This is a genomic window from Bacillus sp. XT-4, from assembly GCF_050864245.1.
In the GTDB taxonomy this organism is placed as follows: domain Bacteria; phylum Bacillota; class Bacilli; order Bacillales; family Bacillaceae; genus Bacillus; species Bacillus altitudinis.
Window position 1 is genome coordinate 26,488 of the sequence record NZ_JBPAFI010000003.1, and the last position, 25,561, is coordinate 52,048.

Here is a 25,561-nt window from a genome sequence, read left to right on the forward strand (position 1 = left end):
GAGAGCAGCTAACCTTTTCTGTATTAGGGAAAGAGAAGGTTCTTTATTATCAGCAGCACGGGAACATTGACTTAGGGTTTAAAGCAGGGGACGTTGTAGCTCCCGGGTTCCAAAACTTTTCGATGTTGAAAAATGGGAGAGAGCCATCATTTATCCAGATTCCTAAAGAGGTGTACGGTATTCCTATGGACATCGTCGCCGTCCCGATTAAAGATGACAATGGTCAAGTGATCGCTGCCTTCTGTGTAGCATATGACCAAACGAATCAACAACGATTAGAACACATTATGACGGAAAGTAACGATGCTTCCGAAAAACTGGTCGCGATGGTACAGCAAGTGGCTGCACATTCAGAGGAACTACAAGCGACAAGTGAACAAATTCTACAAAATACAAAAACCACTGTCGAAAATTCCTCTAAAATCAACCAAGTGTCTAATCTCATCAAAGGTATCTCTGATCAAACGAACTTACTTGGACTCAATGCATCCATTGAGGCTGCAAGAGTCGGTGAAGCAGGAGCAGGCTTTGGGGTGGTTGCTACGGAAGTGAGAAAGCTGTCTACTCACGCGAAGCAAGCAACGACTGATATTGAAACAGCGCTAAAAGATGTGCAAGGCTCAATCAAAGGAATGGAAGAAGAAATAGCACAAATCGTGGCTTCTTCTGAACATCAAGCAGAACTCGTTGGCACTTTCACAAAAATTATTGAGGGGCTGCACGAAACGAACGAAACGATGAAATCATTGGCAACAGACTTAGTGAATTATCAAGTGAAATAAATAAACGAATCACAAAACCTCCAGCCGTATCGGAGGTTTTTTAACGTGTTGGAGTGAGTTTTTTGTCATGATATTGACCGGTTTTTCACTGACAGGGAAGTTACACTTCTGTATGATAGAAAAAGAGAGACCTGTTTTGATCATTAGACCTATACATAAGGAGGAAGCCCATCTTGACACAATCAGCAAAGCTGCAAGAAGTACTTGCGCCTTACCGTCCATTGTTAGATCAAACTGAAAAACCACTGATTCAATTACAGATAAAACAAGGAAAAACAGGACCATATGACAGCAAAATATCAGGTGATCCTTATTTCCCAAAAAACGACGAATATCCCGTTGATGGAGAAGGCCATCCTATGAAGCTGCTGGCACAAATCAATTTCGGCCAGCTGCCAAAGCTGAAAGATTACCCAGAAACAGGACTTTTGCAAGTTTTTATTTCTGTACATGATGATCTTTATGGGATGAATATTGACCATAAAACAGAGCAAAAAGATTTTCGGATCAAATTTATTGAGGAACCTTTCTTAGCTGAAGAAGACTTATTGACTGATTTTTCATTCGTGAAAATTCCTGACGATTTTTATTTTCCAGTTACGAAGGAAGGCGCGATTACAGGTGAATTATCAAGCGAAACGATCAGTGTAGAAGATTTCCGCTTTGAAAAAGTCACAGGAAAGCGAAGCTGGGATCTATTCGAAGATGCTGTTGGTATTGATGGTGATGAAGCAGATCAATTGCTAGATGAATTTTATGAGACAGCAAGTGGTTTTGGCCATAAAGTTGGCGGATACCCAGGTTTTACACAAGAAGACCCGCGTACCTATGTAGACCAAGAACATACTGTGCTATTATTGCAAATTGACTCAGATGATGAAGTGGACATGTTGTGGGGAGATTGCGGCATTGCCAACTTTTTTATCAAACCAGAAGACCTCAAACGAAAACATTTCGAAAATGTCGTCTATAACTGGGATTGCTCCTAATTTTGTAAAAAACACTCTTTTTGAAGAGTGTTTTTTGTCTATTTTTAGCCTTTTTGCCCCTAAATCGTCATTTCTGAGAGGTAATATGTCATTCTTTCTAGTTGACCGTATCAAAAAAAAATGTAAAATCATCTTAAAGTCCTCTTTTTTGAAAATAATAATAAAATGACATATCAATCAACAATGAAATGCTCGAAAAAGCGGAATGTACTGGGGGGGGATCAATTGATCATTTCGAAAGTAATCAACAATAATGTGGTCAGTGCGTATGATGACGAGCAGCATGAGCTGGTCATTATGGGCAGAGGGATTGCGTTTCAAAAGAAAAGCGGAGACCCAATTGACGAAGAACGTATCGAAAAAGTATTTTCCATTCAAAATAAAGATATATCAGAAAAATTCAAAACCCTGCTTTATGATATTCCGATCGAGTATATGCAAGTGTGTGAGGCAATTATCGATCACGCGAGAACGACCCTTAACAAAAATTTAAATGACAGCATCTATGTCACGTTAACGGATCATATTACCTTTGCTATTGAACGTCATCAAAAAGGAATGGACATTAAAAATGCCTTGCTTTGGGAAATCAAACGGCTGTACAAAGAGGAATTCATGTGTGGTGTAGAAGCTATTCGGATCATACAGGACAAGCTCAACATCCATCTTCCCGAGGATGAAGCAGGCTTTATTGCGATGCATATTGTCAATGCAGAACTGAATGAGGAAATGCCGAATGTCATTCAAATTACAAAACTGATTCAAGATATTTTGAACATCGTAAAGTATCATTTCCAAATTGATTTAGACGAAGAATCATTAAATTATTTCCGTTTTGTCACGCATTTGAAATTTTTTGGACAGCGTCTGTTTAACGAAACACAAATGGAAAATCAAAATGAGTTTCTGTATGAAGTGGTAAAGGAAAAAAATACAGCCGCTTTTCAATGTGCGGAGAAAATTAATGACTATGTTCAAAAAGAATACAACCGAAGTCTCATAGAAGATGAGATGTTATACTTAACTTTGCACATCGATCGAGTCATAAAAAGAAAATAAATCAAAAAGAAAGCGTTGACATATCAAAATTAACATGCTAATTTATAACTATAAACTCAATAACCCACAATCTTTTAGGATTGTTACTGGTCAAGCAGGCAAAACCTAAATCATTGTCCCTATCTTTGATAAGGCATGATTTAGGTTTTTTTGTATCTAAAGGCTTATAAAATTGAATAACGATCAATCGCTATGAAGGATTGTTACTGGTTAAGCAGGCAAAACCTAAATATCGATTAATGTCTGAATCGCTATTTTTCGGGCATTAATGGATGTTTAGGTTTTTTCTATATCAAGATGAAATCAACGATTGGAGGGTAACACAATGAACCACAAACAAACAGCAAAAGAAGTTCTAGAGCTTGTCGGCGGTGAAAAGAATGTAAAGCAAGTCACGCATTGTATGACAAGACTTCGCTTCAATTTATACGATGAAGGCAAAGCGGATAAGGAGAAGCTGCAATCAACAGATGGCGTCATGGGCGTGAATCAAAGCGGCGGTCAATACCATGTCATTATTGGCAACGACGTATCAAACGTCTATCAAGCAATGATTGCTGATTCTGGGTTATCAACAGATGTAAAGTCAGGCGATTCAGAAGAAGCATCAAAACAAAATGTGATTTCAAAGCTTTTCGATTTTATCTCTGGTGTCTTCACACCGATTCTTCCAGCCATTGCTGGAGCTGGTATGATCAAAGGAATCTTGGCATTAATGCTGACGTTCCAATGGATCTCAGATAAAAGCAGCACATATGCGATTTTAACAGCTATCGGAGACGGAGCCTTTTACTTCTTACCGATTCTGCTTGCTGTAAGCGTAGCCAAAAAAATTGGCACAAATCAGTATATCGCCGCTGCCATTGCAGCAGCCGCACTGCACCCGCAGCTCACTGCCTTACTAGGTGCAGGAAATACAGAATTTCTAGGCTTGCCAGTGGTTGCCGTTGTGTACTCTTCATCGGTGATTCCAATTCTACTCACTATCTGGCTCGGCTCATATGTGGAAAGATTCGCAGAAAAATATAGTCCGAAATCACTAAAAATCATTCTTGTTCCAACAGTTACACTTCTTGTCGTGGTACCAGTTATGCTTATCGCGGTTGGACCGCTTGGTGGGATTATCGGAAATGGCCTTTCAGGTGGAATTGATTTATTGTTCAAACATGCAGGTATTTTGGCCGGACTCTTAATCGGTGGCTTTATGTCACCATTGATCATTACGGGCATGCACTATGCACTACTTCCAATCATGATCAACAACATTACATTAAACGGTTTTGACTTCATTCTTCCAATGATGTTTGTAGCGAATATGGCACAAGCAGGCGCAGCATTCGGTGTCTTCTTAAGATCAAAAAACAAAACATTCAAATCATTGGCGATGTCTACAAGTATCACTGCATTAATGGGTATTACTGAACCTGCTATGTATGGTGTGAACATGCGATTGAAAAAACCGTTCCTTGCAGCCCTCATTGGTGCAGCAGCAGGCGGCGTGTTCATGTCCATCTTCAAAGTAAAGTCGTATGTGATATCTGGATCAGCAGGTCTCCCAGGTCTCCCAACGTTCATTGGACCGACATTTGTTTACTCCATCATTGGATTAGTGATCGGCTTTGTTGTAGCAACCATCATGACACTTGTTCTAGGATTCAAAGATGTACCAGTGAAAGATGATACAAAAGCAGACAAACCAGAAGAAAAGAAAGACACAGTAGCGCTTCAAAATGAAGTGGTACAAAGCCCGCTTGAAGGTCAACTAAAGCCGCTCAATCAAGTAAATGATGCAACATTCTCTAATGAAATCATGGGTAAAGGAACAGCCATTGTCCCAACAGTTGGACGTGTAGTAGCACCTTTCAATGGCAAGGTTGAAACCATTTTCCAAACAAAACATGCCATTGGTTTAAAGAGTGATCAAGGCACAGAGCTTCTCATCCATGTGGGGATTGATACAGTAAAACTTGGCGGTAAACATTTCACAAGTCATGTAGAGTCAGGTGATCTCGTTCAAGCAGGAGATCTGCTAGTTGAATTTGATATCAAGGGCATTCAGCAAGATGGCTATGATGTAACAACGCCAATTATCGTCACCAACACAAATGATTTTGCACAAGTTGATGCGAAAACAGATGGGGCGATTACAGTAAAAGAGACATTGCTTACAGTCAGTGTAGAAGAAAATGAGGAGGGCATTCAACATGACGAATTTAGAAAAAACATTTCCTAAAGGTTTCTTATGGGGCGGCGCAGTAGCCGCCAACCAAATTGAAGGCGCTTATAACAAAGATGGAAAAGGCTTATCGACAGCGGATGTATCACCACACGGGATTATGCACCCATTCGATGAATCAATGAAGGACCTTAACTTATATCATGATGCGATCGACTTCTATCATCGCTACAAAGAAGATATTGCCCTGTTTGCAGAAATGGGATTCAAGTGTTTCAGACTATCCATTTCTTGGCCACGTATTTTCCCAAATGGCGACGATGCGGAACCGAATGAAGCGGGCCTCGCTTTCTATGAAAAAGTATTTGATGAACTGCATAAGCATGGAATTGAGCCAGTTGTCACGATCTCTCACTATGAAATGCCACTTGCACTTGTGAAAAACTACGGCGGATGGAGAAACCGTAAGCTTGTGGGTCTTTATGAAACATACGCTAAAACATTGTTCACTCGCTTTAAAGATAAAGTGAAATATTGGATGACTTTTAATGAAATCAACGTTGTGTTACATGCTCCTTTCACAGGGGGTGGCCTTGTATTTGAAGAAGGCGAAGACGAGAAAAGCATTCAATATCAAGCAGCGCATCACCAATTTGTTGCAAGTGCTCTAGCTGTTAAAGCAGGACACGAAATCATTCCAGATGCGAAAATCGGTTGTATGATTGCAGCGATGACCACATATCCGTACAGCTCAAGACCTGAAGATATGTTTGCTGCGATTGATCAAGATCGTAAAACATTGTTCTTCTCAGATGTACAGGCAAGAGGCTATTACCCTGGATACATGAAACGTTATTTCCTGGAAAATAACATCAACATTGAATTCCAAGACGGTGACGAAGACATTCTAAGAAACCATACAGTCGACTATATTGGCTTCAGCTATTATATGAGTTTTGTGACAAGTACAGATCCAGAGGTTCTTGGACAAGTTACTGGTGGTAACCTATTTGAAGGCGTGAAAAACCCTTATCTAGAAGCAAGTGATTGGGGCTGGCAAATTGATCCAAAAGGACTTCGCACAACACTAAACCAACTATATGATCGCTACCAAAAACCATTGTTTATCGTAGAAAATGGATTGGGTGCTGTGGATCAAGTAGAAGAAGACGGCTCCATTCAAGACGATTACCGAATTGATTACCTCAGAAGTCATTTGCTTGAGGCAAGAGAAGCGATCGCAGACGGCGTTGATCTGATCGGCTATACAAGCTGGGGACCAATTGACCTTGTCAGTGCATCAACAGCTGAAATGAAAAAACGCTACGGCTTCATTTATGTCGACCGCGACAATGAAGGCAACGGTACATTAGATAGAAAGAAAAAGAAAAGCTTTGATTGGTATAAACAAGTGATTGCGACAAGTGGAAAGCATTTAGACGCATAAAAAAGAGAGACAAACCGCTGATAAAACGGTTTGTCTCTTTTTATTGTGAGTGGACTATGATGTCCACACTTGATCCGCAATCTCAATCACATGACGCAGCTTTTCCCATTGTTGCTCTTCTGTTAACAAATTGCCTTCCTCTGTTGAGGCGAATCCGCATTGTGGGCTCAAACAGATTTGGTTGATGTCCACATATTGAGCTGCTTCCTCGATTCGTCTTTTGATCTGTTCGACGGGTTCAAGTTCGCCGTACTTTGAAGTGACAAGACCTAGTACGATTTGAAGGTTTGGATTTTTCACATAACGCAGGGGTTCAAATCCGCCAGAACGGTCATCGTCGAATTCTAAAAAGAGACCATCCAAATCGAGACCGGCAAAAATCGTTTCTGCCGCTGCCTCATAACCACCTTCGGCTGCCCAAGTTGATTTAAAGTTACCGCGGCAAATGTGCATGGTGATCACTAAATCATCTGGTCGATCGGCAACCGCTTCATTGATTGTTTTCGCAAACGATTCACGCAGTTCATCTTCCTCGCGGCCAAAAGCTTTGATTTGTTCATGTCCTTTTTCAGAAAAGAACACAGCCCAAGCTGTATCATCTAGCTGCAAATAGCGGCAGCCTGCATCATAAAAAGCACGGATGGCTTTTTTATAAGCTTGTGCCACGTCATGGTGAAAATCATCTAAGCTGTCGTACACACCTTCTTCAAGCTTTCCACGGAAAAAGAGCATATTCGGACTTGGAATCGTCATTTTAGCCGTATGATCACCCGCGATGCTGTGAAGGAAGCGATAATCCTCTAGCATTGGATGATCAGTAAAATCAATCTTACCTGTTACTTTGATGCCTCTCGCTTTTGTCGTCGTATTGTGGAATTGAATGCCTTGGTCTGCTTCAAATCCTTCGACCCCATCAAGCCCTTCTAGAAAGTCAAAATGCCACCATGCACGTCTGAATTCTCCATCTGTGACAACCTCTAATCCAATTTCCTTTTGCTTCTCTACAATACGAGTGATTTCTTCGTTTTCAATTTGTCTGAGCTGTTCTGCTGTCAGTGTACCGTCTGCTTTTTGCTTGCGGGCTTCTTTGATGCGTTCAGAACGAAGTAAACTCCCTACTTGATCTGCGCGAAATGGCGGCTTTGTTGTTTTCTTACCAATGGTTTGTACTTGTGTCATGCTGAATCCCTTCTTTCTTCAGGTTATAAATCAAATAAAAAAGCTCTTCCTTGGATAAGGAAGAGCATCATATACTGTGAGATCTCTGCCTTATCTTCAAACAAGCTTCAGCTTGCTTAAGGAATTAGCACCATTCTGTTCCTAGGAACAGCGGTTGCCGGGTTTCACAGGGCCAGTCCCTCCACCACTCTTAATAAGGTTACCTTTGATTCAATTTTCTTAATAAACACAATTATTCAATCTTTTCGAGAAAAAGTCAATGGTTTTTCCTATTTATTTTCCTACATAAACAAATCAGCGACGAGAACACCGGCTAATCCAACAAGTGATAGAACAGTCACCATCAATGTCCACGTTTTAAAAGTTTGAGCCATCGACAAATTAAAGTATTCTTTGTAAATCCAGAAACCTGCATCATTCACATGAGAGAATGTTATACTGCCGGCGCCTGTTGCAATCACCATTAGTTCTGGGCTGACTCCCGTCAAACCAATTAGCGGTGCAGAAATGCCAGCTGCTGTGAGACCCGCGACAGTTGCTGACCCTAAAGAGACACGAAGGACAGCTGCAATCAGCCAAGTGAGGAGCAGAGGAGACAGTGTGCTTCCTTGCATAATCCCTGCAATGTATTGATCAACACCGCTGTCAATGAGCACCTGTTTAAAGGCGCCGCCGCCTGCAATGATCAATAGAATCATCGCAATGGAGCCAATTGAATCTGTAATCGACTTCATGACGTCCTGCATGCTCTTTCCTCTGCCAAGACCAAATGTGTAGATGGCAAGCAGCACAGAGATTAATAGGGCAATCGCCGGCTCACCTAAAAACTCAGCCGCCGGTAGCAGCGGGGAGGACGGGAAGAAAATTTCTAAACATGCTCTGAATGTCATGAGCAATACAGGTAAAATAGCGGTGAAAATACTAATGCCGAAGCTTGGCATTTCCTCTTCTGTAAATTCCTTTGGATTAAACAAGTCCTTTGGAATGTGTGCATGCAGTTGATCTTTCTTAAATAGTTTCGTAAACAAAAGTCCGCCTACTAAAACAGCAGGAATGGCTAAAATAATTCCAACCAATAAGGTTTGTCCCATGTTGGCTTGAAATACATTGGCAATGGCTGTCGGCCCTGGGTGAGGAGGGAGGAAGCCATGTGTTGTAATGAGTGCAGCGACGAGCGGCATTCCCACATACAACACAGGGAGTCTTGCGGCTTGAGCAATGGTAAAGACTAATGGAATAAGAATAATGAATCCGGTTTCATAAAATAGAGCAATTCCGATAACAAATCCAGTCAGCATCGTCGCCCATTGGATTTTCCCGATACCAAAGCGGTCGATGAGTGTCATGGCAATACGCTGAGCACCGCCAGAATCAGCCATCAATTTACCAAGCATCGCTCCAAAGCCAAGAACCAACGCCAGATGGCCGAGTGTACTTCCAAGCCCTTTTTCGACTGAAGCAATCGCTTCAAGTGGTGACATGCCTTCTAAAACGGCAACGATTAAAGAGACAATAATCAACGAAATGAAAGCGTTTAACTTAAAGACAACCATGAGTAAAAGTAATAACAAAACGCCAAGTCCGATAAAAACTAACGACATGATCTTTCCTCCTTTGTGCTGCATCAGGGAGCGTGAACGCTCCCTCTGCTTTATCCTTCAAGTATGTCTACTGCTTCTTTTAACGTATCCTTTGAGCCAACATTTCCCGGGAAAATCACATAAGACATGAATGGGAATTTGCTTTCTTCTCCTGTTTGCCAAACGGGAATACCTGGTTTGATTTGACCTGCGACAGTCGCACGTTTGACGCTGAGTCCTCTTGTTCCAATATCGCTTGAGGTGATTCCACCTTTGGCAATGAGGTACTTAGGGCGAATGGAGAGGCGCTGGACAATGCTTGTCACCGCATCACTAATCTGAACAGAGAGCTTCAATTCTTCCTCTCGGCGATTGTCTCCAAGATCAAGCCGTTCTCTCCTTGTATAAACAGCAACCGATTGTCCGGTTGTTAAAAGCCTTTCAGTTTGTTGAATCACGCGGTCCATTTCCTCTTGAAATGCTTCAGGTTCTAACACGAGGTGTGTATCAAATTCAATAAATGCGATGTCTTTATTTTGCTGCAGCGCTCGCAATTGTTCGGTTGTTTTTTTGACATGGGAACCGACCATGATGAGGCCACCGTGCGTGCTTTCTTCCTGTATTAAGTCTTGTCTAGCTAAAAGTGCTTGATCCTCAACACCGCCAAGCACTTTTGTGAGAGCTGCCGCACTTCTAAATAGAAAGTGCTGACCTGCTTTGATGGCATCTATGAGGGCAACGACAAAGACTTTGACATCGTCATAGTCCACTGCATTGACAACCACTTTTTGAAAATCCTTCACGGTCATCAGCTGATCCTTTATTTGTTCAATACGTAAAGCCCGGATATCTTCTAAAGAAATATAAGTAGTGTTTTCCTTAGTGAACGATCCGTTTGATTTCTCTTCGATCCATTCTCCGAGGTGGGAAGATTGAAATCCGAATGTACGATCCAATGCAAATTCTGTGTCACCAGCAGGAATTAATTCGTGATCTTCCTGTACGTAGTGAATATTGCCAATCGTAAAGCGGCCGCCTTCTTTAAAAAAGGGAAGAAGGATTTCGCCGTCAAATTGGCGGGAGCTTTGCTGTTCAATGGTCGTTCTGAGAATTTCAGTCTCTAGCGGGAAGTGTCCACGTAGGGTGGAGTCTCCCCGGCTGACAATGATGAAATCTTGATCAAGCCGTTCAGCCGTTTTCACAATCGTTGATGCGATCGTTTCATGAAGAACCGCCGTTTCTTTCTCTGTCATACTGCGAGAGTTGGTTAAGATAAAGAACATACGGCTGTCTTCAAGAAAACCAGCTTCAATGCTTTTCTCTGACCAATCGGTGAAAACAGAGACGCCGTGTACGGTTTGAATGCCTGTTGGGTCATCGTCTAATACAATCACTTTATGGTGAAAATGGTTTAGTGCTTGTTCGTATGCTGATTGAATGCGGTCTGAATCCGCTTTCGGAATGGCATTTAGTAACTCAATGCTTTGTTTCATAGAACCTCATCCTTTCTTCACTTCAACATGAGCCATTTTTTCGTAATATTGAACGATTCCGCCGTGATCAAGTCCAGACTTTCCGTCCGCTTTGAGGGCGTGGAAGATTTCTAGCAGCTGACTAGAAAGCGGGAGAGGAACGCCGATATCGTGGGCAGTTTCCATGACATTGGTTAAATCCTTTAAGTTGATGTCAATACGTCCGCCAGGCTCAAAGTTTCGTTCTAAAATGAGAGGAACCTTCGCATCGAGTACAGCACTTCCTGCCAGTCCACCTCGGATGGCTTCATACATTTTATCAATCGCAATGCCAGACTTAGCGGCAAGAACGAGTGCCTCGGACATGGCAGCGATATTTAAGTTGACGATGATTTGATTCGCAAGCTTAGCGGTTGTCCCGCTTCCATTTGAACCAACTAATACGACATCTGTGCCCATGGCATAGAGGACATCCTTTACTTGTTCAAAGATCTCTTCTTCTCCGCCCGCCATAATCGCAAGTGTCCCGTCTATCGCCTTTGGCTCTCCGCCACTGACAGGAGCATCGATAAATTCGACCTGATGCTGTTTTGCCAGTGCCGCTAAAGCTCTAGAAGTAACAGGTGAAATAGAGCTCATATCTATAATGATCGTGCCAGGTTTTGCTGTAGCCAATATGCCTTGTTCACCTGCTACGACTGCTTCTACATGCTCACCTTTTGGAAGCATCGTGATGATGATATCGCTTACAGATGCTGTCTCAGCAGCTGATGCAGCGGCATTTGCGCCCACTTCTTTTAATGCTAGAACAGCTTCTGTATGAATATCGAAAACAGTCACAGTATGACCGGCTTTTAATAGATTAAAGGCCATAGGTTTCCCCATAATGCCTAATCCAATGAATCCAATTTTCTTTGCCATTTTGTCCGCCTCCTATTTAGAAACCCCTTACAAAAAGCGCTTTCTTTTCTTTTTGTTAGTATATATACTATCGATTTAAATTAATAGTAGGAAATAAACTATTGTTCATTTAATGTACATGACGAAATAGGAATGTGTCAACGGAAAATATGAGAAAAGTCACAAAAAAAAGACCGGAAACAGCTCCGGTCTATGGTCGATTATGTTTTATTTTTAGCTACAGCTAATCGAGAACGTTTGACGTTGTCGATTGCATTTGATCCTAATTCTAAAACAGCTGTGACGTACAAAACATCAATAATCACAAGCTGATTAATACGAGAAATCATTGAGTCAGAACGATAGGTTGTTTCTCTCGATGAACTGAGCAGATGAAAGTCGGATTTCTTGGCGAGTTCTGATTTCGGATAGCTCGTAATCGAGGCGACCGTTGCACCTTTTTCCTTTGCAAATTGCACGGCATCAAGGATTTCTCTACTTTCCCCTGAATGTGAGATTGCGACGATAAAATCATGTTCCGTTGCATGTGTTGCAATCATATTCATCATATGAGGATCACTACATAGACTCACTTCAAAGCCAAGCTGGAGAAACTTATGATAGGCATCTCCGGCAATAAAACTGGAGGCACCTGCTCCAAAGAAGACGGTTTTATGAGCCTGTTTCATTTGCTCAATAAATTGTGTCACAGCCTTGTCTTCTAAAATATGTTTCATATCCTGAATAGAGTTGGTTGTTAACTCTATGACCTTATGTTTAATATCTGCGACACTATCAGATGCTTCGATCTCGCCGTATATGGATTGAGGCGTATTGGTCGCAATATCCTGCGCGACATGGACACGAAACACTTGATAGGACTCATAGCCAATTTTTCGCAGAAAACGGAAGATCGTCGTTTCACTTGTGTTGCATTCAGTAGCGAGTGCACTAATCGAATGAAGCACAACTTTCTGAGGGTTTTGTAAAATGTAATTGGCAATCTTTTTCTGGGTAGGGGACAAACTATGAAATGTTGTCCGGATATGACTGAAAATATTCTCTTCTATGATAAACACCACACTTCATCTAACATTCTATCTTAAGCATACAGGAACTTATGAAAACGGTAAACAAACCTCACATAAAAAATAAAGAATAATATGGAAAAGAACACTTCTTTTGGTTCTTTTGTCATGGTATACTCAATTGGTAATAGACAAAAATGGGGGTTTTTACTATGACAATGAAAAAAGGCCTAACGATCAGCCTGCTCATTTTTTCGCTGATTGTTTCATTGTTTGCGCCAGTTGGATCTGCGGATGCCAAACAAGTGAAAAAAGCAAAAGTAAGCACACACTATTATAAAAAGAAAAAAACGTTTAAATATGCACAGGTGAAAAACCTTAGTAAAGCGCATATGAAAACCATCAACCATGATTTAAAAGAAGATATCGCATTTTCCTATTCTACGTATTTGTTCTTAAAGGACGAAGCGAAAAAAGAAGGCATTGGGAAGATCACATACGAGAGATCGTTTAAAACGAAATTTAACAATGGGAAGAAACTAAGTATCCTAAACTATGATTACATGAATGACGGTAGCATGCACGGGGATACGATGGTTACGAGCATGAACTATGTGTTAACAAAGAAAAAAACAAAGCAACTGTACTTTACAGATGTGGTGAAAACAAAGAAAAAGCGTACAAAAGTAAGAGATTATATCTATAACTACACAAAGAAGCATAAAAGTAAATTCTATGCGAATCTGAAAAAAAGCGATATTCAAATCGGCTACGACACGCAGTACTACTTCACGAAAAAGGGAATCGCTGTTGTCTTCCAGCCATATGAAATTTCACCGTACTATGTAGGAATTCCTATGATTCAAGTACCTGCGAAGGTGTATAAATAAACAAGAGAAACGGCCATGAATTTGGTCGTTTTTTATACATAAAAAGAGCCCCTGGTGATGAGGCCCTTCTTTTTACATTTATACTTGTTTGGGTGCATCGTTTAGTGGGTGACGGCGTTTGCCGTTGTAGTGGCGGCGCATACGAAAGATTTCAAACTCCGAAAGCTCTGCGCTTTTTCGTTTTTGGGTGCGGTTATCTTTTTTGAAAGAGAATAGTAAGTAGCAGCAAAGTGAAGCGATAATCAATAAAATCATCATATGACATTCCTCCAATTCATCCTATTCTTTAAGTGTAGACAGGGTGAGTGATGTTTATAACTGAAAATAGTTAGCAAATAGCGTTTAGTTCTAAAGGTTTATTCTGGCTGCTTTTTTTAGGTCTAAAATACTGGTTGTTTTTAACTATTATATTTCCAGTTATTTCACTCGTCAAGAAGAATTTTTCTGGGGTTGTCTCTATTAGTACGATTAAGTGTCATAAAAGTTTCAGAAAATTGTAAACTTTTATTAAAAAACCGTTCCCGAACAGGAACGGTTGTAAACATGTTTATGCTTTTTCTTCAAATAAACGTGCAATTTCCACGATCACTTCTGACGCTTTCAGCATGTTCTCTACAGAGATGAATTCATATTTACCGTGGAAGTTTTCCCCGCCAGTAAAGATGTTTGGCGTTGGAAGTCCTTTATATGAAAGCTGTGAGCCATCTGTACCGCCGCGGATTGGTTCAATGACAGGTGTCACTGAGCGGTTTTCCATGGCTTCATGAGCGATGTCTACGATATGTTTGACTGGCTCAATTTTTTCTCTCATATTGTAGTATTGATCCTGAATGCTAAGGGTGATGCTGTTTTCGCCGTAGACCGCTTTTAAGTCGTTTGCGATTTTTTCAAACAGTGCTTTGCGCTTGTTGAATTTCTCTTTATCAAAATCTCGAATAATATATTGCAGCTCTGCTTCTTCTACTTCTCCTACAAACCTCGTGAGATGGAAAAAGCCTTCGTATCCTTCTGTGTATTCTGGAGATTCATCTGAAGGAAGTTTGTTGTGAAAGAGCATGCCGATCTTTGCAGCACTGACCATTTTGTCTTTTGCTGTCCCTGGATGGACGTTGTTTCCTTTAATTGATACTTTTGCACCTGCGGCGTTGAAGCTTTCATATTGAAGCTCTCCTAGCGGGCCGCCGTCAATCGTATAAGCATAAGAAGCGCCAAAGGCATCAACATCGAATTTGTGAGGTCCTCTGCCGATCTCTTCATCTGGTGTGAAGGCGACACGAATTTTTCCATGCTTGATTTCTGGATGCTCAATCAGGTAATGCATGGCGGTCATAATTTCTGCGATACCTGCTTTGTTATCTGCACCAAGCAGGGTCGTGCCATCAGTCGTGATGAGCGTATGTCCTTGGTATTTTTGTAAATTTGGAAACTGCGCTGGAGATAATACGATATGTAGATCTTCGTTTAACGTGATGTCCCCGCCTTGATAGTTCTCATGAATCTGCGGTTTCACGTTCTTGCCAGTGAAGTCAGTGGCTGTGTCGATATGAGCCAGGAAGCCAATGGTTGGCACTTCTTTGTCTGTGTTAGATGGAATCGTGCCCATGACATAACCGTTTTCATCCATTGTCACTTCTTGAATGCCGATGGATTTCATCTCTTCAACTAGCTGCCTTGCTAAGTTCAGCTGTCCTTCAGTGGATGGGCAGCTCTCTATGTCTGCATCAGACTGTGTATCCACTTTTACATAACTTGTGAATCGCTGGATCATTTCCTCTTTCATCAATACGTCACTCCTTTTGTAGAATATGTTCATTTTATCATGTCTTGAATGCGCTTCATAACAAGAAAGGTTTTCTCTGACAATTAGAGAGGAAAAAGACCTACTTTTATTTTGCGATGTGCTGAATGGTTCTTTAGGGTGATTTTTTTGGGTGTCTTTTTATTTATAATGAGGACATATAAAATCATCCATTTGTACGTTAATTTGGGAGAAAGGGGTGCGAAAGTTGGATTCTAGTCAAACACTTGCACTCGCTCAAAAGTTCCAGGAAGCTGCTGATGGCATTCGGCAGTCGAAGCAGCTACTTGAGAATCGGCTGAAGGCAGTTGGATCAGGCTGGCAAGGGGAAGCAAGAGATAAATTTGATCAAAGCTTTGAGGAAACAGTGACACGCTATGATCAATTTGAAAAGGACTTGCTTGAAACAAGTCAGGAACTGCGGGATGCTGCTGTCAAAATCGAGGAACGTAAAGCTGAAATCGCCAGAATGGAAGAGCTTGAGCGAAAAAGGCGAGAAGAACGGAGAGAAAGAAACCGAGAAGGGAGATGATGTGATGTCGCGTGACATTGTAGTAGATCCAGATCAGCTGACAGGGCTGGCGAATGATTTTGTAGGAGAGCTTTCGGCCATCGAAACAAAGCACCACGATTTACATAGTGAACTGGATGGCCTCATCCTAGGCTGTGATCCCCGTTATCGAAGCTGTTTTTCTGGAGTAGGAGATGCGTGGGGTTCTGGACAAGCCTTAATGAGCAAATTGAGCAGTGACGACATTGCTATTCGTCATGCAATGGATAAAATGGTCGAAGCTGATGATATTTTAAGGAAAATGTACAGTTTGTATGATCAATATGGTACACTCACGAGCTTAGCTGGTATTGTGATGATGCAGGCGAAATACTATGGGCTTGGCATGACAACCTTTATCAAAGAAAATGGCCGCTATGCTGCGCAACATTCAAAGCTCCTTCTTGATGTGACCGGACGGGTAGAAGGAACGAGATTTGACCGGCTGGCAAGGATTTGGCTGAGCAAAAAAGAATTATTAAAACGATCGAATTGGTCGATGGCTGACCTAGTCCATAAGAAATTTACGAAATTTTATCCTAGCGATACAGTTGCGTTCACGAACAGTGTACGTGATTTCACAAAAGGAAGTATCAATTGGAAGGACACAGCTGGCATCAAGTCTGTTCTGAAAAATGGTGCAAGGTTTGCGAAAGGAAATGCCATCATTGCAACGGTCGTCACGGGTGCAACAGAAACGGTTGGCTGCGGTCTGAAAATTGCGGAGAACTATGCGGAATTTGGGGATCAGCCAGAAGTTCTCAAGCGTGAAAATGCAAAGGCTGTTGGAAATGCAGTGAATAATACGGTCTTTATTGCAGGCGGATCTGTTGCAGGTGCCGTTGTGGGCGGCGCTCTTGGAAGCTTTGCAGGACCGATTGGAACAGTGGTTGGCGGTGCGATAGGATCAGCAGTAGGTGGCTTTATTGGTGAAAAAGTCGCCAAGCTTACTTCTGGTTTTGCAGAACAGGTCGCAGTGAAATTAAAAGACCCAATTCATGCGGTTGTCGATAAAGGAAAAAAAGCATTTGAACTGGCAGGTCAAGGTGTTAAAGCAGTCAATGACACCATTGATCAAGCAAATCAGGTGATACATAAAGGAATAGAAAAAACAAAAGAAACCGCAGATTCGCTGTTGAAAGGTGCAGGTGATTTCTTGAAGGGCGCATTTTCTTTTGGATAAGGAGAGATCAAGTTGGATCAGCTAAGTCTAAGTATCGAGGAACTCATCTTTAGTTTTTACAGTGAAGGCTATTTTGAGCAAGGGATGTCTTTAAAGGAAGCCTATTATCCAGATGTAGAGGATGAACGTCTTGGATTTTTATTTGAAATTGCATGTCGCTCTTTGCTGGCAAAAGACGTGCTGGAATTTCGAAATAGACAATACCGTTATAAAGAAGAATACCGGCATTTCATTCAAGCCATGAATGATGCATCACATACCGTGAAAGCTTCAAGGTTTGGTGCATTAGATGAAGAGGTCAGTACGTCCTTTCATACGACTCAGGCAGGTGTGTATGCGCATCATACGCTTTATGATCAACAAGTGCATCAGATTCACAAACTAAAAGAAGATCAGCAGACTGTGGAGCAAGTGACAACCTTTTTGAACATACACATGAGTGATCACCTCACACCAGTCATGAATTTGCAGGCGGAAGAATTTGAACTGCTGTTAGAACAAGCCAGTCAAGGGAATGAGGATTGCCCTTCTTTTCTAAATAAAGCAGAGAACCAAGAGCTTGTGCGGGCATTTGTTTCTGATGTAAGGGTCAGAAAAGGAAAAATGGATTCTTTGATGAAGGTCACTTATGATAAAAATAATACGCCGGATGTAGAGTCTATGATATTTGTTATTCCGGGGCAGAAGCATTCTTGGCTAGTGTCGGGCATGAAGGAAAATGAATTTCGGATAGAGACGGCTCATAGGGACGGATTACGTTCTATATTCTAATGGAGAAAAGGAGAATGGCGCTTGAATCCAAGTGAAGTAATAGAAGTGAGGAGCAGACCCTTTCTAAGAGTATGGGCATTCTTAGCAACGGGCGGGTTTGGCATCATCGGTATTTGGTTATTTTCAGAAGCTCTTACATTTGAATCGAATTATACGTTGTTTTTATTTTTAGGCGGATTATTAGGCATTGTCTATGGGTGGATCTCTTTTTTGATGATTCTTCCGGCTTTTACGAAGAGGGGAAATGTGATTTTTCGCATTCAGCGAGGAGAGAATGGCGCTGTTTTATACCGGCAACAAACAATCCCTTTTCAAGACATTCAATCTATAGATATGCGCAGGCATCGTTACAGTATCAGGGGATTTCTGTTCATGGATGTGCTCATTCGGAAAATGGATGGGAAATTGATCAAGATTCCGGCGTACAGTATTTTAGATGAAGAAGTATTTGAGCAAACGGTGAAACAAAACATTTATCCATATTTACATGAGACTGCCCAAGAAAATTGGAAACAGCAGCATGGTCATGGTGAAAAGTAGAATCAATAGATGTTTTCGCCATCATTCCATGAGGTGAGACGCCACTTTTTTTAAGAAATCGTGTATGATGTCAGTAAAGACTGAACAATCAAGAGGTGATGAGAGATGGACAAAGAAATGGTAATCGACCTCGTCACAGAACAAATGGCACGAATTCGAAAAGAAAAAAACTATACACAGGACCGCATGGCTGAGGTGCTTGGGCTATCCAAACGGCATTTGCAGCAGGTAGAAAAGAATCGTCTTCGCCTCAACTGGACGCAATCTGCGGCCGTATGTGCATTATTCAGGGATAGTGACATTTTAAAAGGGACACTTGGGGATGATCCGCTTGAGATTTTGGAAGTCGTCGCCCACGATGAATTGCATTTATCTGTTGAACGTACGATTGGCGGAAAGGTTTGGTGGCGGACGTCTGTGAAAAAAGGTACGTTTCGTCTCCAGCAAAATGTACTAAGCCAGCATTACCGCATCTTAGATGATGAGAATTATCGCTATTATAGTTCCTTTAATAAAGAAGAAGCGAAGCGGCGGTTAGAGGAATTAAGTGAGCTGTCGTAAGCAGAAAAAGAGAGGTACCTCTATGACAGGGACCTCTCTTTTTTGTGTTGTTTATACTTTCAGAGTGTTTTTCGCCCGAATAAAGGCAACAAGCTGTTTGATTTCTTCATCTGTTAGTGGAACGCCGTCTACATGGATGGTTCCTTCTTTTGCTTCCGTCAGCTCAATTTTGATATCAGAGATTTTGCGTTGGATCTCTGGCTCGTCCGTTCTACCAAGTAAAAAATCAATGGACGTATCATACAAATCAGCCAGCAGTTTCACTGCTTCAAGCGAAGGTCGTCGGTACCCAGATTCGTAACCGGCATAGGTGCTTTTGGCGATACCTAGGCGATCTGCCGTATGCTGGAGAGACCATTTTTTCTTTTTTCTAAGGGTGGTTAAACGATCGAGTATCATACATGAACGCTCCTTTATATACAACAACAGTATATCATATTTTGACAAAGAGTGTACGCGTTATGCGTAATAATTTCTTGATTAATTCGCGTTATGTGACTATAATGGCAATGAAGGTACGCGTAAAGCGTATATTATAGAATAGCACAAGCTGGCTTATAATATGTGTGACAAACGAAGTAATTTTACTGAAAGAGGTGGACCTGTTGAAGAAATTATTGCTTTTAACCACTGGTGGGACGATTGCATCTGTAGAAAGTGAAAATGGTTTAGCTCCAGGTGTTAAAGCTGAGGACCTTTTAAGCTATTTAAACGAAATTAACGCAGACTACACAATGGACACAAAGTCCCTAATGAGTATAGATAGTACCAATATGCAGCCTGAATACTGGGTTGATATCGCAACAGCCATTTATGAAAATTATGATCAATATGACGGATTTGTCGTCACGCATGGTACGGACACAATGGCCTATACATCAGCAGCACTATCGTATATGCTGCAAAATCCTGATAAGCCAATTGTCATTACAGGGTCACAAATCCCGATTACGTTTAAGAAAACAGATGCGAAGAAAAACATTACAGATGCGATTCGTTTTGCATGTGACGGTGTTGGCGGCGTATACGTCGTGTTTGATGGCAGAGTCATTCAAGGAACTCGCGCAATCAAACTAAGAACGAAAAGCTACGATGCATTTGAAAGTATTAACTACCCATATATTGCATCGATTGAAAATCATCAAATTGAATACAATAGCAAAGTAAAAAGATCATCAATGAAACCGCTTAAATTAGATGCATCCTTGAACACAGACGTTTGTTTATTAAAACTGCATCCAGGACTGAAGCCTGAGTTTTTAGATTCAATCAAAGGGTTGTACAAAGGAGTCGTTATTGAAAGCTACGGCAGCGGCGGAATTCCTTTCGAAGGAAGAAATCTTTTAGAAAAAATCAACGAATTGCTGGAAGAAGGCATTTCTGTTGTGATCACCACTCAGTGTCTCGAAGAAGGAGAAGACATGAGTGTGTATGAAGTAGGACGTAAAATCAATCAAGAACTGGTTGCTCGTTCAAGAAACATGAACACAGAAGCCATCGTGCCAAAGCTCATGTGGGCATTAGGTAAAACAACAGATCCACGAGAAGTGAAAAAGATTATGGAAACGCCAATCGCAGAAGATTTAGTGATTTAACTATTCTATAGAAAGCAGGTCATACGAGATGGTTCAAGCAACTTATCGTTACGAGAAGGATTTTCTAGGTGAAAAAGAAATTCCCGCAGACGTGTATTATGGTGTTCAAACGCTTCGTGCAAAAGAGAATTTCCCAATTACAGGATATCGCATGCATGAAGAACTCATTCGAGCATTTGCCATTGTCAAAAAAGCAGCAGCTCAAGCCAATATGGAAGTCGGACGTTTATATGAAGGAATTGGAAATGCGATCGTTCAAGCTTCAGATGAAGTGATTGAAGGCAAATTCCATGAATATTTCATCGTAGACCCGATTCAAGGCGGCGCAGGAACGTCTATGAATATGAATGCCAATGAAGTCATTGGAAACAGAGCCCTCGAGATCATGGGACATCAAAAGGGCGAATACATTCATTTAAGTCCAAACACACATGTGAACATGTCACAATCGACAAATGATTCGTTCCCAACGGCGATCCATATTGCAGTGCTCAAGCAGTTAGACATTTTACTTGAGACGATGCAGGCCATGCATGACGTATTTCAAAAGAAAGCAAAAGAATTCGATCATGTCATCAAAATGGGGCGTACTCATTTACAAGACGCTGTTCCGATCCGTTTAGGACAAGAGTTTGAAGCATACAGCCGTGTGCTCAGCCGTGATATTAAACGAATCAACCAATCAAAACAGCATTTATATGAAGTAAATATGGGTGCGACAGCTGTTGGGACAGGCCTCAATGCAGATCCTCGCTACATCGAAATCGTAGTGAAGAAGCTTGCTGATATTTCTGGACTGCCATTAGTAGGCGCAGAGCACCTTGTAGATGCGACGCAAAATACAGATGCATACACAGAAGTATCTGCTGCCTTAAAGGTATGCATGATGAACATGTCTAAAATTGCGAATGACCTTCGCTTAATGGCATCTGGCCCACGTGCAGGTCTTGCTGAGATTGCATTGCCAGCCCGTCAGCCGGGATCATCCATTATGCCTGGGAAAGTCAATCCAGTCATGGCAGAGCTCATTAACCAAATCGCATTCCAGGTCATTGGGAACGACCACACCATCTGTCTTGCTTCTGAAGCAGGCCAGCTTGAGTTAAATGTGATGGAGCCTGTTCTGGTCTTTAACTTGCTTCAATCTATTAGTATAATGAATAACGGATTCCGCTCATTCACAGATCATTGTTTAGCGGACATCGAAGCAAATGAAAAACGTTTGAAAGAATATGTCGAAAAAAGTGCAGGTGTCATTACTGCGGTAAACCCTCACTTAGGCTATGAAGCCGCGGCTAGAATCGCAAGGGAAGCCATTTTAACAGGACAATCGATCAGAGATCTTTGCCTGCAAAATGATGTGTTAACAGAAGAAGAACTTGATATTATTTTGAATCCTTACGAGATGACAAAGCCTGGCATTGCGGGTGCAGAGCTCCTAGAGCGATAATAATATCAAAAATTTTATTTTATTAATATGTGGAATTGCCTGTGAAATAGAGAAAAACAGGCAATTCACTTTCTTTCGAATTGACACACTTTTTTCACAATATTTTGAAAACGCTTAACGCACGCACAAAGGGAGGAAACAAAATGAAAACACCACGTCTACCGTCTATTTTAGAAGTCGTGTCTGTACTTGGCTTATTTTTAGCAATTGTTTTATCATTCACTCTTTACTTCAAATTAGATATTCAGCTAGCATTGTTCATCTCATGGTTTATGGTTATTGCTTTAGGAATTCGTTTAGGGCATTCGTACAAAGACCTTCAAAATGCGATCACAAAAGGGATATCAAATGGATTAGAGGCTGTTTTAATCTTAATTGCAGTAGGTGCACTTGTTGGTACATGGATTGCTGGCGGTGTTGTACCCACATTAATTTATTACGGACTGGAATTTATTCATCCTAATATCTTCTTATTAGCTACACTGATTATCTGTTCTATTATGTCTGTTGCTACTGGTACGTCTTGGGGGACAGTTGGAACGGCAGGTATTGCGATGATTGCGATTGGTGAAGGATTAGGTATCCCATTACCGATCGTAGCTGGGGCTGTTTTATCTGGCGCTTATTTTGGTGATAAATTATCTCCTCTATCTGATAGTACTGTGCTCGCTTCCTCTCTTTCAAAAGTGGACGTGCTGGCGCATGTAAGAGCCATGATGGTTTTATCCATACCGGCCTTTGTTATTACGGCTATTATGTTTACAATTACTGGATTTATGTATGGTGGAAGAAATATTGATCAAGATAAAGTAGAGTTTTTGAAACAAGCATTGCAGGATACATTCACGATTAATATTTGGATGATCATTCCGGCAGTCATTGTTGTCCTATTACTTGTATTGAAAAAACCGTCAATGCCTGTTATCGCAATTGGTGCACTGCTTGGGGCAGTCTGGGCGATGGCATTCCAAGGAATGAACCCAGCTGATGCGCTTGGTACAGCTTATAACGGCTTCTCTATTAATTCAGATGTAGATTTCTTAAATACACTGTTGAACCGTGGCGGTATTGTCAATATGTTAGGATCTCTAGTGGTCATTATTCTTGGACTTGGTTTTGGTGGAGTTCTTGAATACTTAGGCGTGTTAAAAGTGATCGTCGCAACATTCGAGAAAAAATTGCACAATGCAGGAAATGTGACACTGTCTACACTTGTAGTAGCATTCTTTGCGAATATCTTTGGTTGTGCAATGTATGTCTCATTAATTCTTACACCAAAAATCATGGAAAAAAGCTATGACAAATTAAAATTAGACAGACGTGTGTTATCTAGAAACTCTGAGGTTGGTGGAACACTTACGTCTGGTATGGTTCCATGGTCAGATAACGGAATTTACATGGCAGGGATTCTAGGCGTCTCGACATTCTCTTATTTACCATTTATGTGGCTGAGCTTTGTTGCCATTGGTCTTGCCATCATCTACGGATATACAGGGAAATTCATTTGGTACGTGAAAAATCAACAAGACTCAGAAGAATCGGCATCATAAGCCGCTGCAAAAGCCGCCCCTCCCCGGGCGGCTTTTGTTTGTCCTAGGACCGTAAGACTATGTGTGTTTCCAGAAGGGTGGTTGTGTATTTTGACCCCCTATAAAATAGGGCTTAAGGTGTGGTATGAAGCAGATTGAAAGCATATTTATACCATAAAAAGGGCATAAATACCTATTCAAACATGAGTCTTTGAACCTTATAATAACAATATTGGAAAAAGTGCGATTCACCATTACGCTCGTTTAGAGGGACTCTAAGCAGCGTTTTTATTTTTGACAGGAGGAGGAACCCATATGAGCTTATCGGATATGCTGTCTGCCCTTAACGGTGGCATTTCAAATAAAAAGGCAGAGATCGAAGAGAAAATTGCTCGACTCAAAAAGGCAAAAAGTAAGGTTGAACGTGAACAAGATGCCGCAGAAACAGACCTAAAACAAATCAAGCAGCCAAAGCTTGGGGCCTCTTGGAAAGGTGAGCGGAGCCAAGATTTCAAATCAGAACGAAATGAAGCGCATGATGCGCTGCAAACGATCGTAAGCGATAAATACCCACGCTACGTGAGCCGAATCGAATTCAAAATCAGTACACTAGAAGCAGAGCAGGCTGCCTTATCCTTTGCCAGCTCTTTAGCTGGAGATGCCGCACGTTTGGCTGAAAAAGGAGAAGACGCAGTAGAAGACGCAAAACGCTTGATCTCAAAAGCATGGAGCAGCTTGTAAGCGAGCTTCATGCTGAACCAATCTGGAGGATATCATAATGGGACAAATTAAGTTAAACTACCAAACAGTGATGGATAAACTAGATGAAGTCTCCCAAGCAGTTGAAGCTTTAACAATGAAAAAAGCAGCAGATAAAGCTGGTGAAAACAGCCTTGAATTTGTGACCAAGTGGACGGCACGTGAAGCTGAGGTGGGCGAAATGGTCTCAAGCTTTAAAGAAGCCTTGATCAAAAACGTTCAGGATACACGCTCAAATGTGAAGACGCTAAAAGAACAGGATGAAGCGATTGCGGCAAAATCATAAGCCCCAATCGTTTTATTGATAGCGTATCTGAGTACGATGTAAAATATAGTCGTAAAGACTCATATATAATTCGGGATTTATGACCTTAGATTATTCCGTTTTTCTTCCAAACACCATGTTAAAAGGACACCTTTTCCCTATTTAAGCCTAAGGCTTTTCACCTTATACTATACTTAATGAAAGCGAACGATAGAAATGTCAGGACTGGAAAAAGCAGATGATCTGCCTGGTTTCAAAAACACTGACGCCGTGCTTTCTTATGAGGTCTAATAGAGGTGGATGACATGAGTTTATCCGAGATGCTGCACCATCTGCATATGGGGATTGAAAACAAACGTGCAGAATTTGACGAAATGATCTCTCGGTTAAAGACAGCCAAAAGTAATATTCGAACAGAACAAGATCTTGCGCAGTCTGACATAAAGGAAATCAAGAAGCCTGCTCTAGATTCGTCATGGAAAGGTGAGAGAGGAACGGACTTTCACCGTCATCGGAAAGAAGCCTATCACGTGCTGCACGACATTGTGAACAATGAGTATGAAACCTATATTACGGAGATAGACCAAAAAATTATGCACTTTGAGTTAAAAAAAATGGAACTCGCTGTCGCTAGTAATTTTGCAGGAAGAGCCCAAGATGTGATGGAAAAAGGCGAGGATTTTGCAAAGGATGTCAAACATTTAATTGAACGGGGCTGGAAAGCTCTTTAATAAAATAAACGAAACAGCCGGCTGAACAAGCGGCTGTTTTTTTGGGTTTAGTCACATCCGCCGCTACCACCTGAATCACCACCGCAGGAGGTATCAGAAGCGTGATGTGTATACGAATCAGTATAGTTACTGGTTGTTGAACTGTGATGTGCAGAATGCTTAGAAGATGAACGCTTATCTTTTGGTGTAAACATGTGGGCGGTAATGGCGCCTAAAGAAGCTAGTATGATGATGATAACAAACATGATGTATCCCTCCTCTTGTTTCATATTCATACGTTTGATCCATAACAAAGTTCCCGGTCGGAAAGAAAAACTGGGCAAAGAG

26 protein-coding genes and 1 riboswitch are annotated in these 25,561 nt (G+C 41.4%); of the genes, 17 read left to right on the forward strand and 9 right to left on the reverse strand.

All coding sequences use genetic code 11. From position 1 onward, the window contains the following. Positions 1-326: 326 nt before the first annotated feature. From ACRRMM_RS09960 to ACRRMM_RS09980, 5 genes are all read left to right on the forward strand, one after another. Positions 327-782 (forward strand): methyl-accepting chemotaxis protein, encoded by a 456-nt coding sequence (locus tag ACRRMM_RS09960; protein WP_255201823.1) that lies wholly within the window; start codon positions 327-329, stop codon positions 780-782. A 173-nt stretch (positions 783-955) separates the two neighbouring features. Beyond that, positions 956-1,771, forward strand: a complete 816-nt coding sequence (locus tag ACRRMM_RS09965; RefSeq protein WP_035702594.1) for a YwqG family protein — start codon at positions 956-958, stop codon at positions 1,769-1,771. Positions 1,772-1,996: 225 nt separating this feature from the next. Continuing rightward, a complete protein-coding gene (gene licT, locus ACRRMM_RS09970) occupies positions 1,997-2,830 on the forward strand; it encodes a BglG family transcription antiterminator LicT (RefSeq protein WP_017368351.1) in 834 nt (277 codons plus the stop codon). A 325-nt stretch (positions 2,831-3,155) separates the two neighbouring features. Next, positions 3,156-5,063: a beta-glucoside-specific PTS transporter subunit IIABC gene (locus ACRRMM_RS09975; RefSeq protein WP_428828681.1), complete on the forward strand. Its 1,908-nt coding sequence runs from the start codon at positions 3,156-3,158 to the stop codon at positions 5,061-5,063. Further along, positions 5,035-6,453, forward strand: coding sequence for a glycoside hydrolase family 1 protein (locus ACRRMM_RS09980; RefSeq protein ID WP_144683306.1), 1,419 nt, complete (start codon positions 5,035-5,037; stop codon positions 6,451-6,453). Before ACRRMM_RS09975 ends, ACRRMM_RS09980 begins: the two co-directional genes overlap by 29 nt. A gap of 54 nt (positions 6,454-6,507) precedes the next feature. On the opposite strand, the gene ACRRMM_RS09985 is transcribed toward ACRRMM_RS09980, so the two are convergent. From ACRRMM_RS09985 to ACRRMM_RS10005, 5 genes are all read right to left on the reverse strand, one after another. Next, a complete protein-coding gene (locus ACRRMM_RS09985) occupies positions 6,508-7,632 on the reverse strand; it encodes a 5-methyltetrahydropteroyltriglutamate--homocysteine S-methyltransferase (protein WP_046344784.1) in 1,125 nt (374 codons plus the stop codon). A gap of 87 nt (positions 7,633-7,719) precedes the next feature. Then, positions 7,720-7,832: riboswitch (SAM riboswitch) on the reverse strand. 81 nt (positions 7,833-7,913) lie between these two features. Beyond that, positions 7,914-9,233 carry a gluconate:H+ symporter gene (locus ACRRMM_RS09990; RefSeq protein WP_008345676.1) on the reverse strand — a complete coding sequence of 440 codons (1,320 nt, stop codon included), beginning with the start codon at positions 9,231-9,233 and terminating at the stop codon, positions 7,914-7,916. Positions 9,234-9,283: 50 nt separating this feature from the next. Continuing rightward, entirely contained in the window at positions 9,284-10,705 is a 1,422-nt protein-coding gene (locus ACRRMM_RS09995; RefSeq protein WP_144683309.1) for a four-carbon acid sugar kinase family protein, read from the reverse strand. 6 nt (positions 10,706-10,711) lie between these two features. Then, the gene (gene garR / locus ACRRMM_RS10000; RefSeq protein ID WP_048001182.1) at positions 10,712-11,605 is read right to left on the reverse strand and encodes a 2-hydroxy-3-oxopropionate reductase; all 894 of its coding nucleotides are present in this window, start codon (positions 11,603-11,605) and stop codon (positions 10,712-10,714) included. Between the two features lie 200 nt (positions 11,606-11,805). Then, positions 11,806-12,663 (reverse strand): MurR/RpiR family transcriptional regulator, encoded by an 858-nt coding sequence (locus ACRRMM_RS10005; protein WP_196297668.1) that lies wholly within the window; start codon positions 12,661-12,663, stop codon positions 11,806-11,808. Between the two features lie 161 nt (positions 12,664-12,824). On the opposite strand from ACRRMM_RS10005, the gene ACRRMM_RS10010 reads away from it, so the two are divergent. Beyond that, positions 12,825-13,502: a DUF3298 and DUF4163 domain-containing protein gene (locus ACRRMM_RS10010; protein WP_017368341.1), complete on the forward strand. Its 678-nt coding sequence runs from the start codon at positions 12,825-12,827 to the stop codon at positions 13,500-13,502. A gap of 78 nt (positions 13,503-13,580) precedes the next feature. Here the strand turns inward: ACRRMM_RS10010 and ACRRMM_RS10015 are convergent, their stop codons facing one another. Together ACRRMM_RS10015 and pepT are read right to left on the reverse strand one after the other, a co-directional pair. After that, positions 13,581-13,760, reverse strand: coding sequence for a hypothetical protein (locus ACRRMM_RS10015; protein WP_008345664.1), 180 nt, complete (start codon positions 13,758-13,760; stop codon positions 13,581-13,583). A gap of 289 nt (positions 13,761-14,049) precedes the next feature. Then, a complete protein-coding gene (pepT, locus tag ACRRMM_RS10020) occupies positions 14,050-15,282 on the reverse strand; it encodes a peptidase T (protein ID WP_008345662.1) in 1,233 nt (410 codons plus the stop codon). Positions 15,283-15,508: 226 nt separating this feature from the next. Between pepT and ACRRMM_RS10025 the strand changes: the two genes are divergently transcribed. The 5 genes from ACRRMM_RS10025 to ACRRMM_RS10045 all read left to right on the forward strand — a co-directional run bounded on the left by ACRRMM_RS10025 (position 15,509) and on the right by ACRRMM_RS10045 (position 18,905). Then, the gene (locus ACRRMM_RS10025; RefSeq protein WP_008345659.1) at positions 15,509-15,832 is read left to right on the forward strand and encodes a WXG100 family type VII secretion target; all 324 of its coding nucleotides are present in this window, start codon (positions 15,509-15,511) and stop codon (positions 15,830-15,832) included. Between the two features lie 4 nt (positions 15,833-15,836). Then, positions 15,837-17,033 (forward strand): DUF6861 domain-containing protein, encoded by a 1,197-nt coding sequence (locus ACRRMM_RS10030; RefSeq protein ID WP_407974547.1) that lies wholly within the window; start codon positions 15,837-15,839, stop codon positions 17,031-17,033. A gap of 12 nt (positions 17,034-17,045) precedes the next feature. After that, positions 17,046-17,804, forward strand: coding sequence for a hypothetical protein (locus ACRRMM_RS10035; RefSeq protein ID WP_035702567.1), 759 nt, complete (start codon positions 17,046-17,048; stop codon positions 17,802-17,804). A 21-nt stretch (positions 17,805-17,825) separates the two neighbouring features. Further along, positions 17,826-18,344: a YfjD family protein gene (locus tag ACRRMM_RS10040; protein WP_144625502.1), complete on the forward strand. Its 519-nt coding sequence runs from the start codon at positions 17,826-17,828 to the stop codon at positions 18,342-18,344. Positions 18,345-18,449: 105 nt separating this feature from the next. Further along, a complete protein-coding gene (locus ACRRMM_RS10045) occupies positions 18,450-18,905 on the forward strand; it encodes a helix-turn-helix domain-containing protein (protein ID WP_007497964.1) in 456 nt (151 codons plus the stop codon). Positions 18,906-18,956: 51 nt separating this feature from the next. On the opposite strand, the gene ACRRMM_RS10050 is transcribed toward ACRRMM_RS10045, so the two are convergent. Continuing rightward, positions 18,957-19,304 (reverse strand): helix-turn-helix domain-containing protein, encoded by a 348-nt coding sequence (locus ACRRMM_RS10050; RefSeq protein WP_017368336.1) that lies wholly within the window; start codon positions 19,302-19,304, stop codon positions 18,957-18,959. Positions 19,305-19,510: 206 nt separating this feature from the next. Here ACRRMM_RS10050 and ACRRMM_RS10055 point away from each other — a divergent pair, with 206 nt between their 5' ends. The 6 genes from ACRRMM_RS10055 to ACRRMM_RS10080 all read left to right on the forward strand — a co-directional run bounded on the left by ACRRMM_RS10055 (position 19,511) and on the right by ACRRMM_RS10080 (position 25,234). Continuing rightward, positions 19,511-20,500, forward strand: a complete 990-nt coding sequence (locus ACRRMM_RS10055) for an asparaginase (protein WP_017358664.1) — start codon at positions 19,511-19,513, stop codon at positions 20,498-20,500. A gap of 28 nt (positions 20,501-20,528) precedes the next feature. Next, a complete protein-coding gene (aspA, locus tag ACRRMM_RS10060; RefSeq protein ID WP_017368335.1) occupies positions 20,529-21,950 on the forward strand; it encodes an aspartate ammonia-lyase in 1,422 nt (473 codons plus the stop codon). Between the two features lie 143 nt (positions 21,951-22,093). After that, a complete protein-coding gene (gene nhaC / locus ACRRMM_RS10065; protein WP_017358666.1) occupies positions 22,094-23,500 on the forward strand; it encodes a Na+/H+ antiporter NhaC in 1,407 nt (468 codons plus the stop codon). Positions 23,501-23,794: 294 nt separating this feature from the next. Further along, entirely contained in the window at positions 23,795-24,220 is a 426-nt protein-coding gene (locus tag ACRRMM_RS10070; RefSeq protein ID WP_008345637.1) for a YwqH-like family protein, read from the forward strand. Positions 24,221-24,257: 37 nt separating this feature from the next. Then, the gene (locus ACRRMM_RS10075; RefSeq protein ID WP_008345634.1) at positions 24,258-24,524 is read left to right on the forward strand and encodes a YwqI/YxiC family protein; all 267 of its coding nucleotides are present in this window, start codon (positions 24,258-24,260) and stop codon (positions 24,522-24,524) included. Between the two features lie 284 nt (positions 24,525-24,808). After that, positions 24,809-25,234 (forward strand): YwqH-like family protein, encoded by a 426-nt coding sequence (locus tag ACRRMM_RS10080; protein WP_007497950.1) that lies wholly within the window; start codon positions 24,809-24,811, stop codon positions 25,232-25,234. A 47-nt stretch (positions 25,235-25,281) separates the two neighbouring features. On the opposite strand, the gene ACRRMM_RS10085 is transcribed toward ACRRMM_RS10080, so the two are convergent. Next, positions 25,282-25,479, reverse strand: coding sequence for a hypothetical protein (locus ACRRMM_RS10085; RefSeq protein ID WP_125589303.1), 198 nt, complete (start codon positions 25,477-25,479; stop codon positions 25,282-25,284). Positions 25,480-25,561: the final 82 nt, after the last annotated feature.